This is a genomic window from Terasakiella sp. (genome assembly GCF_048267425.1).
Lineage (GTDB): Bacteria > Pseudomonadota > Alphaproteobacteria > Rhodospirillales > Terasakiellaceae > Terasakiella.
This window is the reverse complement of sequence record NZ_JBLWXN010000004.1, coordinates 176,194-192,248: the sequence shown is the minus strand read 5'-3', so window position 1 is coordinate 192,248 and position 16,055 is coordinate 176,194. Positions and strand designations below refer to the sequence as shown.

At 48.6% G+C, this 16,055-nt stretch carries 18 protein-coding genes; 17 read left to right on the top strand and 1 reads right to left on the bottom strand.

All coding sequences use genetic code 11. From position 1 onward, the window contains the following. Nucleotides 1-235: 235 nt before the first annotated feature. The 13 genes from icmF to ACN0VA_RS08685 all read left to right on the top strand — a co-directional run bounded on the left by icmF (nucleotide 236) and on the right by ACN0VA_RS08685 (nucleotide 13,050). Complete coding sequence (gene icmF / locus ACN0VA_RS08745; RefSeq protein ID WP_417820771.1) at nucleotides 236-3,505, top strand: fused isobutyryl-CoA mutase/GTPase IcmF; 3,270 nt, start codon at nucleotides 236-238, stop codon at nucleotides 3,503-3,505. Nucleotides 3,506-3,742: 237 nt separating this feature from the next. Continuing rightward, a complete protein-coding gene (locus ACN0VA_RS08740) occupies nucleotides 3,743-5,068 on the top strand; it encodes a cyclic nucleotide-binding domain-containing protein (RefSeq protein ID WP_417820770.1) in 1,326 nt (441 codons plus the stop codon). 81 nt (nucleotides 5,069-5,149) lie between these two features. Next, on the top strand, nucleotides 5,150-5,356 hold the full coding sequence (locus ACN0VA_RS08735; protein WP_417820769.1) for a DUF6898 family protein: 207 nt from the start codon (nucleotides 5,150-5,152) through the stop codon (nucleotides 5,354-5,356). Between the two features lie 125 nt (nucleotides 5,357-5,481). After that, a complete protein-coding gene (rpiB, locus tag ACN0VA_RS08730; RefSeq protein ID WP_417820768.1) occupies nucleotides 5,482-5,928 on the top strand; it encodes a ribose 5-phosphate isomerase B in 447 nt (148 codons plus the stop codon). 32 nt (nucleotides 5,929-5,960) lie between these two features. Beyond that, nucleotides 5,961-7,244, top strand: a complete 1,284-nt coding sequence (gene glyA / locus ACN0VA_RS08725; RefSeq protein WP_417820767.1) for a serine hydroxymethyltransferase — start codon at nucleotides 5,961-5,963, stop codon at nucleotides 7,242-7,244. 12 nt (nucleotides 7,245-7,256) lie between these two features. Then, nucleotides 7,257-7,715, top strand: a complete 459-nt coding sequence (gene nrdR / locus ACN0VA_RS08720) for a transcriptional regulator NrdR (RefSeq protein ID WP_188666003.1) — start codon at nucleotides 7,257-7,259, stop codon at nucleotides 7,713-7,715. Then, nucleotides 7,684-8,847 (top strand): bifunctional diaminohydroxyphosphoribosylaminopyrimidine deaminase/5-amino-6-(5-phosphoribosylamino)uracil reductase RibD, encoded by a 1,164-nt coding sequence (gene ribD / locus ACN0VA_RS08715; protein WP_417820766.1) that lies wholly within the window; start codon nucleotides 7,684-7,686, stop codon nucleotides 8,845-8,847. Before nrdR ends, ribD begins: the two co-directional genes overlap by 32 nt. A 23-nt stretch (nucleotides 8,848-8,870) precedes the next feature. Then, a complete protein-coding gene (locus ACN0VA_RS08710) occupies nucleotides 8,871-9,461 on the top strand; it encodes a riboflavin synthase (RefSeq protein ID WP_417820765.1) in 591 nt (196 codons plus the stop codon). Nucleotides 9,462-9,465: 4 nt separating this feature from the next. Continuing rightward, a complete protein-coding gene (gene ribB, locus ACN0VA_RS08705) occupies nucleotides 9,466-10,587 on the top strand; it encodes a 3,4-dihydroxy-2-butanone-4-phosphate synthase (RefSeq protein ID WP_417820764.1) in 1,122 nt (373 codons plus the stop codon). Then, entirely contained in the window at nucleotides 10,588-11,049 is a 462-nt protein-coding gene (gene ribH, locus ACN0VA_RS08700) for a 6,7-dimethyl-8-ribityllumazine synthase (RefSeq protein WP_417820763.1), read from the top strand. Between the two features lie 14 nt (nucleotides 11,050-11,063). After that, nucleotides 11,064-11,552, top strand: a complete 489-nt coding sequence (nusB, locus tag ACN0VA_RS08695; RefSeq protein ID WP_417820761.1) for a transcription antitermination factor NusB — start codon at nucleotides 11,064-11,066, stop codon at nucleotides 11,550-11,552. Between the two features lie 3 nt (nucleotides 11,553-11,555). Then, a complete protein-coding gene (gene thiL, locus ACN0VA_RS08690; RefSeq protein ID WP_417820760.1) occupies nucleotides 11,556-12,506 on the top strand; it encodes a thiamine-phosphate kinase in 951 nt (316 codons plus the stop codon). Nucleotides 12,507-12,579: 73 nt separating this feature from the next. Then, a complete protein-coding gene (locus ACN0VA_RS08685; RefSeq protein WP_417820759.1) occupies nucleotides 12,580-13,050 on the top strand; it encodes a hypothetical protein in 471 nt (156 codons plus the stop codon). Between the two features lie 8 nt (nucleotides 13,051-13,058). Here the strand turns inward: ACN0VA_RS08685 and ACN0VA_RS08680 are convergent, their stop codons facing one another. Further along, nucleotides 13,059-13,514: an outer membrane protein assembly factor BamE gene (locus tag ACN0VA_RS08680; RefSeq protein ID WP_188666013.1), complete on the bottom strand. Its 456-nt coding sequence runs from the start codon at nucleotides 13,512-13,514 to the stop codon at nucleotides 13,059-13,061. A 93-nt stretch (nucleotides 13,515-13,607) separates the two neighbouring features. Between ACN0VA_RS08680 and ACN0VA_RS08675 the strand changes: the two genes are divergently transcribed. From ACN0VA_RS08675 to plsX, 4 genes are all read left to right on the top strand, one after another. Continuing rightward, on the top strand, nucleotides 13,608-14,165 hold the full coding sequence (locus ACN0VA_RS08675; RefSeq protein WP_417820758.1) for a ubiquinol-cytochrome C chaperone family protein: 558 nt from the start codon (nucleotides 13,608-13,610) through the stop codon (nucleotides 14,163-14,165). Beyond that, the gene (locus ACN0VA_RS08670; protein WP_417820757.1) at nucleotides 14,162-14,707 is read left to right on the top strand and encodes a YceD family protein; all 546 of its coding nucleotides are present in this window, start codon (nucleotides 14,162-14,164) and stop codon (nucleotides 14,705-14,707) included. The genes ACN0VA_RS08675 and ACN0VA_RS08670 overlap by 4 nt, the downstream gene beginning before the upstream one ends. Before the next feature lie 84 nt (nucleotides 14,708-14,791). Next, nucleotides 14,792-14,974, top strand: a complete 183-nt coding sequence (gene rpmF, locus ACN0VA_RS08665) for a 50S ribosomal protein L32 (RefSeq protein ID WP_083222825.1) — start codon at nucleotides 14,792-14,794, stop codon at nucleotides 14,972-14,974. 26 nt (nucleotides 14,975-15,000) lie between these two features. Continuing rightward, nucleotides 15,001-16,038 (top strand): phosphate acyltransferase PlsX, encoded by a 1,038-nt coding sequence (gene plsX / locus ACN0VA_RS08660; protein WP_417820756.1) that lies wholly within the window; start codon nucleotides 15,001-15,003, stop codon nucleotides 16,036-16,038. Nucleotides 16,039-16,055 lie beyond the last annotated feature (17 nt).

Genomic DNA, 16,055 nt, shown 5'->3' with positions numbered 1-16,055 from the left:
ATACGTACAATTCATATGGAAAGATCACCTTCGTCGATTTCCAATGAAATTATTTCTTTACCTCTGTCGAATTTTGCTTTACGTTTACGTAAACGTCATTAGAATATTATGGCCTACAGGTAAAAACTTGTTGGCTTTTTGCAACGTCCTACCTTTATGAAGTTAGGGCGTTTTAAAAACAAATAAATCGGCATTCGAGTACCGATTTATTTCACGACAAATTTTGGAGGACGGCATGCCAGACGGTAACGCTAAAACAAACAAGAAGGCTTATAAATTGAAAAACCCGGTCCGTTTTGTAACAGCTGCAAGTCTGTTTGACGGGCACGATGCATCAATCAACATCATGCGCCGTATCCTGCAGTCTTGCGGGGCAGAAGTCATTCATCTGGGGCATAACCGTTCTGTAGACGAAATCGTTACAGCCGCCATTCAGGAAGATGTGCAAGGCATCGCGGTTAGTTCCTATCAGGGCGGGCACGTCGAATACTTCAAATATATGATTGATCTGCTGAAAGAACGCGGTGCTGGCCACATTAAAGTCTTTGGCGGCGGTGGCGGTGTTATCGTTACCGACGAGATCAATGATTTGATGAGCCACGGCGTTGAAAAAATCTATTCGCCGGAAGACGGTCGTAAAATGGGTCTTGAAGGCATGATCCAGGATATGGTCAAGCGCGCCGACTACGCCCCGGCAAAAGATATTTCTTGCCCAAACAGTCTCGCAAAATTGAAAAAAGGCGACAAGTTGGATCTCGCGCGTGTCATTACCGCGCTGGAGAACGATCAACTTGACGCTAAATTGAAAAAAGATATCGACGAAGGCGGCGAAAAACTTACAAGTAAAGTGCCCGTTCTGGGCATTACCGGGACGGGTGGTGCCGGTAAATCATCCTTGACCGATGAATTGATCCGTCGTTTCCGCATGTATTCCAGCGAACCGAAAATCGCCGTTCTCGCCATCGACCCGACACGCCGCAAAACCGGTGGCGCTTTGTTGGGTGACCGTATCCGCATGAACGCAAACAACGCTGACAATATCTATGTTCGCTCCATCGCAACACGCGACAACAAAGCAGAAGTCCCGCCGAGCATGACGTCCATCGTCAATGCCTGTAAAATGGCGGGTTTTGATCTCGTGATCGTTGAAACACCGGGGATCGGGCAGGGCGACGCAGGTATCGTGCCTTACGTTGACTTCCCCATGTACGTGATGACGCCGGAATTCGGTGCTGCCTCCCAGCTTGAAAAAATCGACATGCTTGATTTTGCTGAAATCATTGCGATTAACAAGTTTGATCGCAACGGAGCAATGGATGCCTTGCGTGATGTTGCCAAACAGGTCATGCGCAACCGCGAACAATTCCATGCAAAACCCGAAGATATGCCGGTTATCGGGACGATTGCCTCACGCTTTAACGACGAAGGCGTCACAGCCCTTTATTATGAACTGGTTACACAGCTACAGGCGAAAAAGCTTGGCAAACTGAAAACCACGCTGAAAGAAGCCCCGGGCATTCGCCATTCTTCCCCGAAAACGGCCATCGTTCCGCCAGAACGCCGTCGTTATCTGGCTGAGATTGCTGATACCGTGCGCGGTTATCACAGTGAAATTGACAAACAAACCAAAATTGCACGCGAACGCCAACAATTGCGCGAAACCGTACGCATGCTGGATGAAGCAGGCGAAAAAGGCAAAAAAGTCATTCGCAAGCTGATCAAAGAACGTGATCAATCACTGGACGGACGCTGCCATAAACTGTTGGAAATCTGGCCGACTGTTAAAGAAAATTATTCCGGTGACGAATATGTTGTCAAAATTCGCGACAAGGAAATCCGTACAGCCTTGAAATACGAAAGCCTGTCCGGCTTGAAAGTACCGAAGGTCTCTTTGCCGCAGTTTGAAGACGAAGGCGAAATCCTGAAATGGTTGTTGAAAGAAAATGTTCCGGGTAGTTTCCCTTACACTGCCGGTGTGTTTGCCTTCAAACGTGAAGGCGAAGACCCAACCCGTATGTTCGCGGGCGAGGGGGATCCTTTCCGCACGAACCGTCGCTTTAAGTATCTTTCTCAACATTCTGATGCAAAACGACTTTCCACGGCTTTTGACTCTGTAACTCTGTATGGTCAAGACCCGGATCATCGCCCAGACATTTACGGTAAAATCGGTAACTCCGGTGTTTCCGTTGCCACACTTGACGACATGAAAGTCCTTTATGGCGGCTTTGATTTGACGGCGCCGAGCACATCTGTTTCCATGACCATCAATGGTCCGGCCCCGATGATTTTGGCGATGTTCCTGAACACAGCCATTGATCAGCAACTTGAAAAATTCGAAAAAGACAATGGTCGCGTTCCGACCGACGAAGAGATCGAAAAGATCAAGGCATGGGCATTGGCAAATACCCGTGGAACCGTTCAAGCCGATATTCTGAAAGAAGACCAAGGGCAAAACACCTGTATCTTCTCAACTGAATTCGCCTTGAAAATGATGGGGGACATCCAGCAGTACTTTGTGGATCACGACGTCCGTAACTTCTACTCCGTCTCCATCTCCGGCTACCATATTGCCGAAGCGGGCGCGAACCCGATTTCACAATTGGCCTTTACGCTGTCAAACGGCTTTACCTTTGCGGAAAGTTATCTGGCGCGCGGTATGAGCATTGATGATTTTGCACCGAACCTGTCTTACTTCTTCTCCAACGGGATGGATCCGGAATATACCGTTCTAGGCCGTGTCGCACGTCGTATCTGGTCAACCGCCATGCGTTTCAAATACGGGGCAAACGAACGTTCCCAGAAACTGAAATACCATATTCAAACATCTGGTCGTTCGCTGCACGCACAGGAAATGGATTTCAACGATATCCGTACAACCCTGCAAGCTTTGCTGGCGACTTATGATAACTGTAACAGCCTGCATACCAACGCCTATGACGAAGCCTTCACCACACCGACCGAAGAGTCTGTGCGTCGTGCCTTGGCCATTCAGATGATCATCAACCAGGAATTCGGTCTTGCGAAAAACGAGAACCCGAACCAAGGGGCCTTCATCATTGAAGAACTGACTGATCTGGTCGAAGAAGCTGTTCTGCGTGAATTCGAACGTATTTCCGAACGTGGCGGTGTTCTGGGTGCAATGGAAACCGGCTATCAACGCGGTAAAATCCAAGATGAATCTTTATATTATGAAATGAAGAAACACGATGGCTCTTTGCCGATCATCGGTGTGAACACCTTCCTTAATCCGCAAGAACAAGACCCGGTTACACCTGATCTGGCCCGTTCAACAACGGAAGAAAAAGAAAGTCAGATTACACGTCTGAAAGACTTCCAGACACGCAATGCCGAACAAGGTCAGAAAGTGCTGGAAAAATTGAAAGACACGGCACGTGCCAACGGCAATATGTTTGAAGTTCTCATGGAGGCAGTACGTTATTGCTCTATGGGGCAAATTTCAGAAGCCCTGTTTGAAGTGGGTGGTCAATATCGCCGTAACATGTAAAACAGATTTTGCATAACGACTAAAAAGGGGAGCGTTGATCAGACGCTCCCCTTTTTATTTACACACCGATGTATGTCACTTCATATTTTTTTCGATAAAAACCTCAGATGTGGTGTCATATCACCCAAATAGGGGTATTTAAAACTGTTAAAACAAATCATATATACGATTAATACTTATAAATAACTACGCTTAGAAAACAACGTTTCTCTCACATTGGCATACAGGGATAAGTCAATGAGTACAGAAGCATTTAAAACCATAACATACAAGCCCAACACTACCTTGTTTCGGGAAGGCGAACAGGCTGACTTCGCCTATATAATCCGCGAAGGTAGTGTCAAAGTTTCAAAACGCGGCCCAAGTGGCGCTGACATCCCCATCGCACTGGTTAAAAAAGGTGGTATCGTCGGTGAAATGGCAATTGTGTCAGAGGCACCGCGTTCCGCAACCGTCACCGCACAAGAAGAAACAATCGTTCTTGCCATTAGCAAGACCTCCTTTGAAAACAAACTCCAGTCCATTGACCCCTTCCTTTACTCGTTGATAAAAACCGTTATTGCCCGCTTGCGTCAAACGTCCGACCATACGGTCAACCTTTATGAGAAGATCAAAAAAATACAGGGGAAATCCATACAAAATACCTCACCCAAAAACGATCTTACGCAGCAAAAATTTGCCAATGTAAACTTCATTTTTGCAGACCCGAACCCACAAACGAGAAACAGTTTGCGCGGTGGGCTTTTCGGCTTGGGATTCAAAGAAATCTGTGATGTCAGCACATTATTTCAATTGCGCGAACAGATTAAAAAAAACAGATATGACTTGCTGATCCTTGATGCGGCTTTTGGTGGGCGAGAAGTCGCAGGCTTTATCCATGACATCCGACACGGAATTGACTGTAAAAACCCATTTTTATCCATCATCGTCTTAACGCAAAATAAATCCCCGCAAAACCGGGATGCTTTGTTACATGCCGGATGTGATCATGTGCTTTTAAAACCAATTTCCATTGAAAAAATCTCAAATGCAATAAAAGCCCTGTGTCATTACGGACGCAAATTTATTGTCACCCACGATTATGTCGGCCCTGACCGGATAAATTATCAAAACCCAAACGGCGAAAGCGCCCCAGTTTTTGACGTGCCTAACACTCTTGCTGCCAAGGTTTTAAATGAGGCCAGAGCAGAAGATCTGGAACACGCTATCCATAACAGCCTTTGTAAGTTCAACGAAATCAAGCTGGAACGCCACCTTGTGCAGTTGGCGTGGCTCATGGATCGCCTGACACCGGACAACCCGGAAGGCTATGATCCAGATTATCTGCTGGATTGCATTGAAAATTCGCTACAGGATTTATCCATACGGATTGATCAAGATCACGCCAAATCGGCCAATACCATTTGTAAAAACATGCATCACCTGATCGACACCATACGCGAAGACAGTACACAACGGATTGAAAAGCTGGCCGACATGACCTTGTTTTACAAACAGCTGTGCGAAAACATACCGTTGGGGCAGGGGGCCCATCTTTCTTCACACGCGCAAAGACACGCTTAAGCGCAAAAGGGGATTGTGTAAAAACAGAACATCATTACATTAAGGATAACATTCTTTAAGTTCTCATATGGTATCCACATAATGAATGACCGCGTTACGCTTTCCCATGTGTATTACGAAATGCGCGTTTACGGCAAATATCTGCGCGTTCACGCCATTGATCCCGACAGTGGGCAGGAAGCGATGGCAACAGGCCTGCTTTCGATGGGCGAAACCACCCTTAAAAACAATGCCAAACGCAAACTGGAATATATCCTGACCAAAAAACGCCGGGAAGGCCGTTCCTAAAGAGCGAAAACAAAGCAAAGCCCCGAGCCTGCAGCAAAAATGCACCGGGCTTTTTCGTTGTCTAAGCTATATCGGCTGTGCTACATAATCGCCCAACTATCGACCATTGATGAGGATAACGGATCATGGCATCGAAAATTATTGCAATCGCCTGTGATCACGGCGGTTTTGGACTGAAATCCACCCTTGTGGAAGAACTGAAAAAACAGGGCTTTGATGTCTTGGACCTCGGTTGCAACAATACCGATTCTGTCGATTACCCCGATTATGCATACAAACTGGCTCAAGCCATCAAGGATGGACAGGCCGAACGCGGTATTGTCGTGTGTGGATCCGGCATCGGCATTTCAATTGCCGTCAACCGTTTCCCCGAAGTCCGCTGTGCTTTGATCCATGACGCATTGGGCGCACGTATGTGCCGCGAACATAATGATGCCAATGTTATTGCTTTTGGTGATCGCATGATCGGTGTTGCAACGGCACTGGATGCGATGAATGTCTTCCTCAATACCGAATTTGAAGGCGGTCGCCACGCGCGGCGCGTCGAGAAATTATCCAACCCGCCCGTTTAATTACGGCCCCCTCCCAAGAAAGGCTCATGCCCATGTCTTTTGAAAACTTCTTTACAGCCACATTGGCTGAATCGGACCCTGAAATCTACGCTTCCATGCGTAAAGAACTGGGGCGTCAACAGGACCAGATCGAATTGATCGCTTCTGAGAACATCGTGTCACGCGCTGTGATCGAGGCTCAGGGTTCAGTTTTGACAAACAAATATGCTGAAGGTTATCCAGGGCGTCGCTATTATGGCGGTTGCGAATATGTGGATATTTCTGAAGACCTCGCTATTGAGCGGGCAAAAAAACTGTTTAACTGCGAATATGTAAACGTTCAGCCGCATTCCGGTGCGCAAGCAAACGGTGCCGTATTTCAGGCATTGCTGCAACCGGGCGACACCATTATGGGCATGACATTGGCGTCCGGCGGTCACTTGACACACGGTGCACCACCTGCACAGTCCGGTAAGTGGTTCAATGCGGTTCAATATGATGTCTCACGCGAAACACAAGACATTGATTATGATGCCGTTGAAAAAATTGCTATCGAAAACAACCCGAAACTGATTATTGCCGGTGGTTCCGCCATTCCGCGCCAAATCAATTTCGCCCGTTTCCGCGAAATCGCTGATAAAGTCGGTGCCTTGTTGATGGTGGATATGGCGCACTTTGCTGGTCTGGTTGCCGGTGGCGTTCACCCAAGCCCGCTTCCGTTTGCCGATGTTGTTACAACAACAACTCACAAAACCCTGCGCGGCCCACGTGGCGGCATGATCCTGTCCAACAATGTCGATCTGGGCAAAAAGATCAACTCCGCAGTTTTCCCCGGCTTGCAAGGCGGCCCATTGATGCACGTGATTGCAGCCAAGGCCGTTGCCTTTGGCGAAGCTCTGCGTCCCGAGTTTAAAGACTACGCGGCACAAGTGGTTGCCAATGCCAAAGTTCTGGCGGCAACATTGGTTGAACGTGGCTGTGATATCGTTACAGGCGGAACAGACACCCACTTGATGCTGGTTGACCTGCGCCCCAAAGGAGTTACCGGTAAAATGGCGGATGCGGCACTGGAACGTGCGGGTATCACCTGTAACAAAAACGGCATTCCGTTTGATCCGGAAAAACCGATGGTGACATCCGGTGTTCGTCTGGGAACGCCTGCGGGCACCACACGCGGCTTCAAGGAAGAAGAGTTCAAGCAGATCGGGAACCTGATCAGCGACGTTCTTGACGGTCTTGCCGCAAACGGTGAAGATAACAATCAAACCGTTGAACAGGAAGTTCGCGCCAAAGTCGGTGAACTTTGCGCCAAATTCCCGGTCTACAAAGACTTCTAAGGAAAACGGATCATGCGCTGTCCTTTTTGCGGTAATCAGGATACTCAAGTCAAAGACTCGCGTCCCACCGAGGACAGCGCAGCCATCCGTCGTCGCCGTTATTGTCCGGAATGTGCATCGCGCTTTACCACCTTTGAACGGGTGCAACTGCGCGAACTGATGGTCGTGAAACGCGATGGCAGTAAAACGCCATTTGATCGCGAGAAAATTCTCAGCTCTATCAGAATCTCGTTGCGCAAACGTCCGGTCGAAGAAGATCAAATTGAACGTATTGTCAGCTCTATCCAGCGTCAGTTGGAAACATCGGGCGAAACAGAAATCCAATCCAATGCTATTGGTGAAAAGGTGATGGACGTTTTGCTGGAATTGGATAAAGTAGCCTACGTTAGATTTGCATCTGTTTATAAAGATTTCCGTGAAGCAAAGGACTTCGAGGACTTTGTCGAAAATTTGGGAACACATAAAAAATAAAGGTCCCGTCGCACGATGCGATGATGAAGCCTTTATGAAATCCGCATTGAATCTCGCAACACGCGGGCTCGGTAATGTTTGGCCGAACCCGGCTGTTGGTTGCGTCATTGTGAAAGACAATACAGTTATCGGGCGTGGTTGGACACAGCCCGGCGGTCGCCCCCATGCCGAAACAGAAGCACTGGCGCGTGCCGGTGACGCCGCACAAGGTGCGACGGCCTATGTCACGCTTGAACCTTGCGCCCATCACGGCCAAACGCCCCCCTGTGCGCAAGCGTTAATTGATGCGGGTATCGCCCGCGTTGTTATTGCCTTGGAAGACCCGGACGAACGGGTCTCCGGCAATGGCATCAAAATGCTAAAAACCGCAGGTATTGAAGTTACACAAAACATCTGTCGACAAGAAGCCTTGGAAATCAACGAAGGTTTCTTCCTGCGTATCCTCAAAAATCGTCCGCTTTTCACTATGAAAATGGCCACATCTCTGGATGGTCGCATTGCCGTTCATACCGGGGAAAGTCAGTGGATTACCGAAGCGCCGACACGCCAACAGGGCCATCTTTTACGCGCCAATCACGATGCCATTATGGTCGGCATTGGAACGGCAACAGAAGATAACCCGCAACTAACCTGCCGTTTACCCGGTCTGGAAAATCATTCTCCGGTCCGCATTGTGGTAGATCGACGCATGCGCCTACCTTTGACGAGCAATCTGGTCATACAGGCCCAAGACATTCCCACATGGATGATTACACTGGGGGATCAGGACGATATTCGCGCCGAAGCCTACCGTGAAGCTGGGATCGAAATGATCACGCCAGACGACGTGAGCGAAATGGACGGCGGCATTACCTTGTCGTGGGTTGCTGAAGAATTGGCAAAACGGGGCCTGACCCGTGTCCTGGTCGAAGGGGGCAGTCATTTGGCCGCCGCCATGTTGCGCCGACGTCTGATCGACCGTCTGTCATGGATGCATGCGCCACGCATAATGGGCCATGACGGTATTCCGGCGGCACAAGCCTTCGGGGTGGACCACCTGGAAGATACGCCCTTTTTTGACCGCACCGATAGCTTTTCCTCCGGTGGGGATCTTGTTGAACTGTATCGCCGGCGCGATTTAGATATTACCTGAAAAAGAAAGAAAGATTTAACGTCATGTTTACTGGCATTATTACCGATCTCGGTCGCGTAAAGACCATTGAAAAAAACGGTGACACGCGATTTGAATTTGAAACGGCTTATGACCTGAACACAGTTGATATCGGTGCCTCGATCGCCTGTAATGGCGCCTGCATGACGGTAATTGAAAAGGGAACGAACTGGTTTGCTATTACCGCCTCGGCTGAATCGGTTTCAAAAACCACAATGGGATCGTGGACCGTTGATATGCCTGTCAATTTTGAACGCGCCTGCAAGGTTGGCGACGAATTGGGCGGGCATATTGTCTCTGGTCATGTTGATGGTGTTGCTGAAATTATCGCCATCGAACCAGAAGGTGATTCACATCGATTTAAGTTCAAAGCGCCCAAAGAATTAAAGAATTTCATTGCGCCCAAGGGTTCAGTTACGCTAAACGGCGTATCTTTGACGGTAAATGAGGTTGAAGATGACATCTTCGGCATCAATATTATTCCCCATACCCTGCAAGTAACAACCTTTGGCAAATCCAAGGTCGGTGACTTTGTCAATTTGGAAATAGATATGCTGGCTCGCTACGTGGCGCGCTTGCTCGAAAAGGACGATTAATAAAGTGAGCGAATATAGCCAATACCTGTCCAGCATCGAAGAAATTATCGAAGATGCCAAAAATGGACGTATGTTCATTCTCGTGGATGATGAAGATCGCGAAAATGAAGGTGACCTCGTTATTCCGGCCGAAAAAGCCGATGCCGATGCCATTAACTTTATGGCAAAACATGGCCGTGGCCTGATCTGCCTTGCTATGACGGGCGAACGCATCGATCATCTCGGCCTGCCGTTGATGACCACGCACAATGCATCGCGCCACGAAACAGCCTTTACCATTTCGATCGAAGCCCGCGAAGGGGTTTCCACAGGGATTTCTGCCGCAGATCGCGCCTTGACTGTCGGCGTTGCTATTGCCGAACAATCATCGCGCGCCGACATTGCCACACCGGGCCACGTCTTTCCGTTACGCGCCCGTGATGGCGGCGTTCTGGTCCGTGCCGGTCATACAGAAGCTTCCGTCGATGTGGCCCGTCTGGCAGGTCTCAACCCGTCTGGTGTGATTTGCGAGATTATGAATGATGACGGCACAATGGCACGTATGCCGGATTTGGTTGAATATGCCAAAAAACTGGACTTGAAAATTGCAACGATTGCCGACCTGATTGCCTATCGTCGCAAACATGATCGCATTATCGAAAAGAAAAACGAAACCAAACTCAACAGCATCTACGGCGGCGAGTTCGATATGTGTGTTTACACAAACAACGTTGAATATGCCGAACACGTCGCCCTGATTAAAGGCGACATTACAACCGATGAGCCGGTTCTGGTTCGTATGCATGCGCTGAACGTTCTGGATGATGTACTTGGCGATTGCGCAGCCAACAAGGCAAAAGAACTGCATAACGCCATGCAACATATTTCAGATGTTGGGCGCGGTGTCATTGTCTTGTTACGCGAACCCCAACGTGCTTCACTTTCCGAACGGGTGGAAGCCCACGCCACAGGCAGTAAATCAGCCGGGCAATTACGTGATTACGGAACAGGTGCACAAATCTTGCTCGATCTCGGGATTAGCGATATGATTCTCCTGAGCAACTCTGCCCGCAAAAACATCATCGGTCTGGAAGGTTACGGCCTGTCCATCGTTGATCAACAACCTATCCCGCAATTGGAGGACTAAATGGAAACCCCGCGTATTTTTGTCGCTGAAGCGCGTTTCTACGATGATATCGCAGATGAGCTTTATGCCTCCGTCGAAAAAGAATTCGAAGGGAAGGGGTATGAGCTGAAACGTTATCAGGTTCCCGGCGTTTTCGAACTTCCTTCTGCGTTCTCCTATGCTATTCGTGCAATGGAAATTGGGGCCGCCGGTGCCCGTTACACCGGTTTCATCAGCTTGGGCTGTGTCATCCGTGGCGAAACGACCCATTATGATGTGGTGGTAGATGAAACATCACGCGCCCTGATGGATTTAAGCGTTAAGCATAACCTTGCACATGGTTTTGGCATGATTACCTGTGAAAACCGGGATCAAGCCCTCGCACGTGCGTATCGCGACCAAAAAGATGTTGGTGGTAAAGCGGCACGAGCCTGCCTGCAAATGATCGAATTGAAAAAACAACTTCACCTGTTGCCCAGATAAGGACACCGTCCCCGATGAAAAAGAATAAATCCGTCAAAAGAAGTTCCGCACGACTGGCTGCCGTTCAGGCCCTTTACGAAGTGGAACTGTCCGACAGTAATGTCGATGATGTCCTCATTGCGTTTCTGCGCACCCGCTGGGATACACCGCAAGAAGACGGTGATGAAGATCGTGATTCCAGCCCCTTGGCAGAACCAGACAAACAATTGTTCAGCGATCTTGTGCGCGGTGTCTCCAAACGTCGTGACGAACTGGAAGAAATGCTCTCGGGTGCGTTGTCTCAGGAATGGACGATTGACCGATTGGAAGCCATTGTTCGCATCATCCTAATGAGCGGCATTTACGAACTTTACATTCGCCTTGATGTCCCGCCGCGCGTTGTCATTACACAATATGTCGATGTTGCCCATGCCTTCTTTGAAGGGCCGGAACCGGGCTTTGTAAACGGCGTTTTGGACCGTCTGGCAAAAACATTGCGCCCGGACGACTTCAAGAAAGCCTAAAGAGTGTTGGGTGAATTCGAACAGATTGCGCAAATTATGGCTCCTTTGGCTGAAAAGGTCGAAGGAGCTTTTGCGTTGAAAAATGACGCGGCCGTCTTTTCACATCAAGCCGGATATGAAAACGTCATTACAACGGACACGTTGATTGCCGGTGTTCATTTTTTTGCCGATGATCATCCACACGACATCGCGCATAAATTGCTGGCCGTCAATTTGTCGGACCTCGCGGCAATGGGAGCAACGCCGCGTTATTATACGCTCAATGCCTCCTATCCCGACACTATAGAAACCGACTGGATCCGTGCCTTTGCAAATGGCCTTGGCGATATGCAAGACCGTTATGGTATTCACCTGCTGGGCGGGGACACAACACGGACAACAGGACCCTTAACCCTTAGCCTCAGCGCAATTGGCGAGATAGAGCAGGGCAAATCCCTATCCAGACAAGGTGCAGGCATCGGTGATTTATTGTGTGTCAGCGGAACCATTGGCGATAGCGCCCTCGGTCTATTGGTTGCCCAAGGTAAGTTGGAGGATCCAACAGGCATACTCCACAAACGATATCTATGCCCAACGCCGCGTGTGGAACTTGGACAACAACTTATCGGGTTGGCTCACACCTGCCTGGATATATCGGATGGCCTGATGACAGACTTCGAACATATGAACGTCGCAGCCGATATTCATATCAACGATATCCCGCTGAGCGCGGCTGCACAACGCGCCTTGCAAAAGGATTCTGCGTTACTTTCATTCATATTGAATGGCGGAGATGATTATGAACTCCTTTTTTCCATCGCGCAAAACAGACAGAGCGAGTTGGTTGAAATCGCACAAAACAGTGCCACAAAAATCAGTGTGATCGGCAGAATAACAGACAAAAACAAGACCCGCCTCATCAAAGAAGACGGCACGCAACTTACTGATTTGAAAAAAGGATATCGTCATTTCTAAGCGCCGACCTTGCAATCTGCATGTCGGACGACGATAATAACAACCTGTTAATCGGGTACTTTGGGCAAAATGAATGAAAAAAGCTATTCTCTTCTTGGTCTTGTTAGTTGTTGTGGCCGGGGGCACCGTTGGGGCGCTCTATTTCCTCAAACTTGGTCCATTTGAACCCAAGGAAGCGCCACAGAAAACACCAGAACAGATCGAGCTGGAAAAAAAGACGACAACAACCACAGTCGCCATTAAACCCTTTACCATCCCCATGTTCCAAGGGGAGCGCGTTGCCGGCAGCATTCAAGTGCAATTCGCCCTTGAAGTCGCACTGGATCAGGAAGAAGTTGTCAAAGCGAAGATGGTCCGTCTGGAAGACGCCTATCTGCGTGACCTCTATGTCTTCATGCCCCGTCTATTACGTAACAAAGACAAATTGGATATCGCGGCCCTGAAAAGACGTCTTAAACGCATCACATATAAAGTTTTGGGGGAAGAGGATAGCAAAGTTGTCTCCGACGTCCTGATCCAGTCCGTCGCAGATAACCCCGGCTAATACCGTTTTTATTCACCTTTATTGAAGCGACCCAAGTTGCCGAAAATCTGTTCAAAGAAGGACAGTTCATTACCCGCTGTCGGGGTGGTACGTTCGACGAACTGAATATCGCGCGTGTGCTGATTGTCGCGTTCATCAACCTTTTCGACCGTACCATCTTTACTGAACTGGACGCGAATCACTTTCCGGTCGAGAATTTTAGGTTCTAAAAAGGCGAAATATTCGACACGTTCGCTGATATAATACCAGGATTCACCCCCGAATGTAGAAAAGGTAGAAGGCGTGCCAAGAATTTCTGCAACATCACGCGCATGCACTTCACCGGGGATCACTTCAGACAGGCGTTGTTCTGTCGGAAGGTTGCCCCGCGTTGCATATTGCGCCCCACAGGCATTAAGCATAAGCGCTGCCCCCAGCAAGGCACCTAGACCAAAAACAGTATTTGAGCGAACCTTTTTCAACATCGCAACTCACAAACCTTGATTTTCACTTTGATAAGAGCCCCTACAATATCTTATAAAACCCGATGATCAAGTTTTATTGGAGCCCGGCGCATCGTGATCTTTTCCAAACTGTTTAAAACCAAGCCCGCTTTTGCCGAAGAAGTACAAAAGCTTTATGTCTCGATTATCAATCAATCGCGCAATCCCGACTTTTATCTGCATCTCGAAGTCGCAGATACCGTGGAAGGGCGCTACGATATGATCGTCCTGCATACCTTTGTTGTCATGCGTCGATTAAAAACCGAACAGGAACGCACCGAAAAATTCCTACAGTCCCTATATGACCTCATGTTTGCCGATATGGACCAGAACCTGCGTGAATTAGGCGTTGGCGACATGGGACTGGCCAGACGCGTTCCCAAGATGGCAGAGGCTCTCTACGGGCGTATTACGGTGTATGAAGAAGGATTGGCTGAAAAAGAGAACGCCATGTTGAAAGCTGCACTAGATCGTAACCTTTATCGCAAAACGCCGGTAAGTGACGAATCGCTTGAAAAAATGGCGCTATACCTGCGTCGCGAGGCGAAAAACCTTGAAAACACATCCATTGACGAGCTTTTAAAAGGGAATGTATCCTTCGGCCCTGCTCCTGTAGGAGATAAAAACGCATGAATACGCAAGACTTCACCTATATTTTTCAAGCCGATAAGTTGGGGCCTAATCCCAAGAAAATTCACATTGAAGCCAATGGGGAGGAATTATCGGGTCTTAAAGAGCGCTTTGATCTGAAAAACATTGCTTTTTTCAAGGGAACCGCCACCTTAAAACGCCTAAGCGGGAAAAAAATCGCCTGCGATTTTCAAGCACAGGCAAAAATTACGCAAGAATGTGTCGCAACCTTCGCACCGATTGAAACCGTTATTAATCTTGACTTTCAGCGTATCTATGACAGCTCAATTACGCCCCCAGACAAAGAAAAAGAGGTAGAAATTGAAATTGATGCGACAGAGGAGCTTGATCCCATCATCGATGGTGTGATAGACCTCGGCGCGGCGATGGCAGAGGAACTGGGTTTGGAAATCGATCCCTTTCCCCGCGCAGATGGTACGGCCTATACCGAATTGGGTGTCGGGCCTGAAATCACGGAAGAAGAGATTGAATCGAACAATCCTTTTGCCGTTTTAGCCGAATTGAAAAATAAAAGTGACAAATAGCGCCATTTAGGCTTGCTCTATATGACACTTTCGTTTAAATAACCGCTCCCTCGTTGTCGAGCTTATATTAAAGAGTACAGAATAATGGCTGTTCCTAAGAAGAAAGTTTCCACATCCCGTCGCAACATGCGTCGTTCACATGATTCTCTCAAAGCATCTGTGTACAACGAATGCCCGAACTGCGGTGAATTGAAACGCCCACACCACGTTTGTTCTGAATGCGGCCACTACGATGGCCGTGAGGTTACTGACGTCGAAGCCGTATAATACGCTTCGAAGGAAGGATTACCCTCTTGTCAAACGTAATGACGCTAGCCATTGACGCCATGGGCGGTGATGATGCGCCCGATATGGTCGTCAAAGGCTTAAGCATCTGCAAGACAAAGCTCCCTGGTGTTCGTTTTCTCCTCGTGGGTGATGAACGTCAGTTGGAGCCTTTGTTGACTCAATACCCTGACGTCAAAGCAATTTCGACAGTTATCCATACTGACGAAGTCGTGACGAATGATGATAAACCGGCCGTTGCCCTTCGTAACCGCCGCAATTCATCTATGCGTCTGGCAATTAATGCCGTCAAAAAGGGGGAAGCTGCCGGAATTGTTTCTGCCGGAAACACCGGTGCGCTTATGGCAATGGCAAAATTTGTCCTACGCACACTTCCCGGTATTGATCGTCCTGCAATTGCAACGTACCTGCCACATCGCACCGGCGGGTCGGTTATGCTTGACTTGGGCGCAAACGTTGAATGCGATGCAGACAACCTGACCCAATTTGCCGTAATGGGCGAAGTCTATGCACGTAACGTGCTGGGACTAGCCAAGCCGAAAGTCGGTATCCTCAACATTGGGGAAGAAGACCTCAAAGGCAATGATTCGGTCAAGCAAGCCCACGCTATTTTGCGAAACACGAAATTAAATATCGATTTTTACGGTTTCGTCGAAGGTGACGACATTGGTCTGGGTACGGTCGACGTGATCGTGACAGACGGTTTTACGGGAAACGTTGCCTTAAAAACAATTGAAGGCACAGCCCAACTTCTCGGTTTTTTCCTGAAAGACGCGCTTACCGGTAGTTTCCTTGGAAAATTAGGGGCAACCATCGCAAAACCTGCGCTTATGAACTTCAAGAAAAAGATGGACCCACGCCGCTATAATGGTGCAATGTTCCTCGGCTTGAATGGAATTTGCGTGAAAAGTCATGGCGGTACAGACGCTTTAGGGTTTGCAAATGCCGTCCAAGTCGCACATGATCTGGTGCATCACGGCTTCAACGACCTGATAAAGGAAGATCTGGAGCGTCTCATGGATGCCCACAGCGGCAACGATTCATAACATTTGGTGGCGACTTT

Excerpts from the sequence above, each read along its gene's own strand:
- icmF (WP_417820771.1), top strand. The coding sequence starts at position 236 with ATGCCAGACGGTAACGCTAAAACAAACAAGAAGGCTTATAAATTGAAA.
- ACN0VA_RS08740 (WP_417820770.1), top strand. The coding sequence starts at position 3,743 with ATGAGTACAGAAGCATTTAAAACCATAACATACAAGCCCAACACTACC.
- ACN0VA_RS08735 (WP_417820769.1), top strand. The coding sequence starts at position 5,150 with ATGAATGACCGCGTTACGCTTTCCCATGTGTATTACGAAATGCGCGTT.
- rpiB (WP_417820768.1), top strand. The coding sequence starts at position 5,482 with ATGGCATCGAAAATTATTGCAATCGCCTGTGATCACGGCGGTTTTGGA.
- glyA (WP_417820767.1), top strand. The coding sequence starts at position 5,961 with ATGTCTTTTGAAAACTTCTTTACAGCCACATTGGCTGAATCGGACCCT.
- nrdR (WP_188666003.1), top strand. The coding sequence starts at position 7,257 with ATGCGCTGTCCTTTTTGCGGTAATCAGGATACTCAAGTCAAAGACTCG.
- ACN0VA_RS08710 (WP_417820765.1), top strand. The coding sequence starts at position 8,871 with ATGTTTACTGGCATTATTACCGATCTCGGTCGCGTAAAGACCATTGAA.
- ribH (WP_417820763.1), top strand. The coding sequence starts at position 10,588 with ATGGAAACCCCGCGTATTTTTGTCGCTGAAGCGCGTTTCTACGATGAT.
- nusB (WP_417820761.1), top strand. The coding sequence starts at position 11,064 with ATGAAAAAGAATAAATCCGTCAAAAGAAGTTCCGCACGACTGGCTGCC.
- ACN0VA_RS08685 (WP_417820759.1), top strand. The coding sequence starts at position 12,580 with ATGAAAAAAGCTATTCTCTTCTTGGTCTTGTTAGTTGTTGTGGCCGGG.
- ACN0VA_RS08680 (WP_188666013.1), bottom strand. The coding sequence starts at position 13,514 with ATGTTGAAAAAGGTTCGCTCAAATACTGTTTTTGGTCTAGGTGCCTTG.
- ACN0VA_RS08670 (WP_417820757.1), top strand. The coding sequence starts at position 14,162 with ATGAATACGCAAGACTTCACCTATATTTTTCAAGCCGATAAGTTGGGG.
- rpmF (WP_083222825.1), top strand. The coding sequence starts at position 14,792 with ATGGCTGTTCCTAAGAAGAAAGTTTCCACATCCCGTCGCAACATGCGT.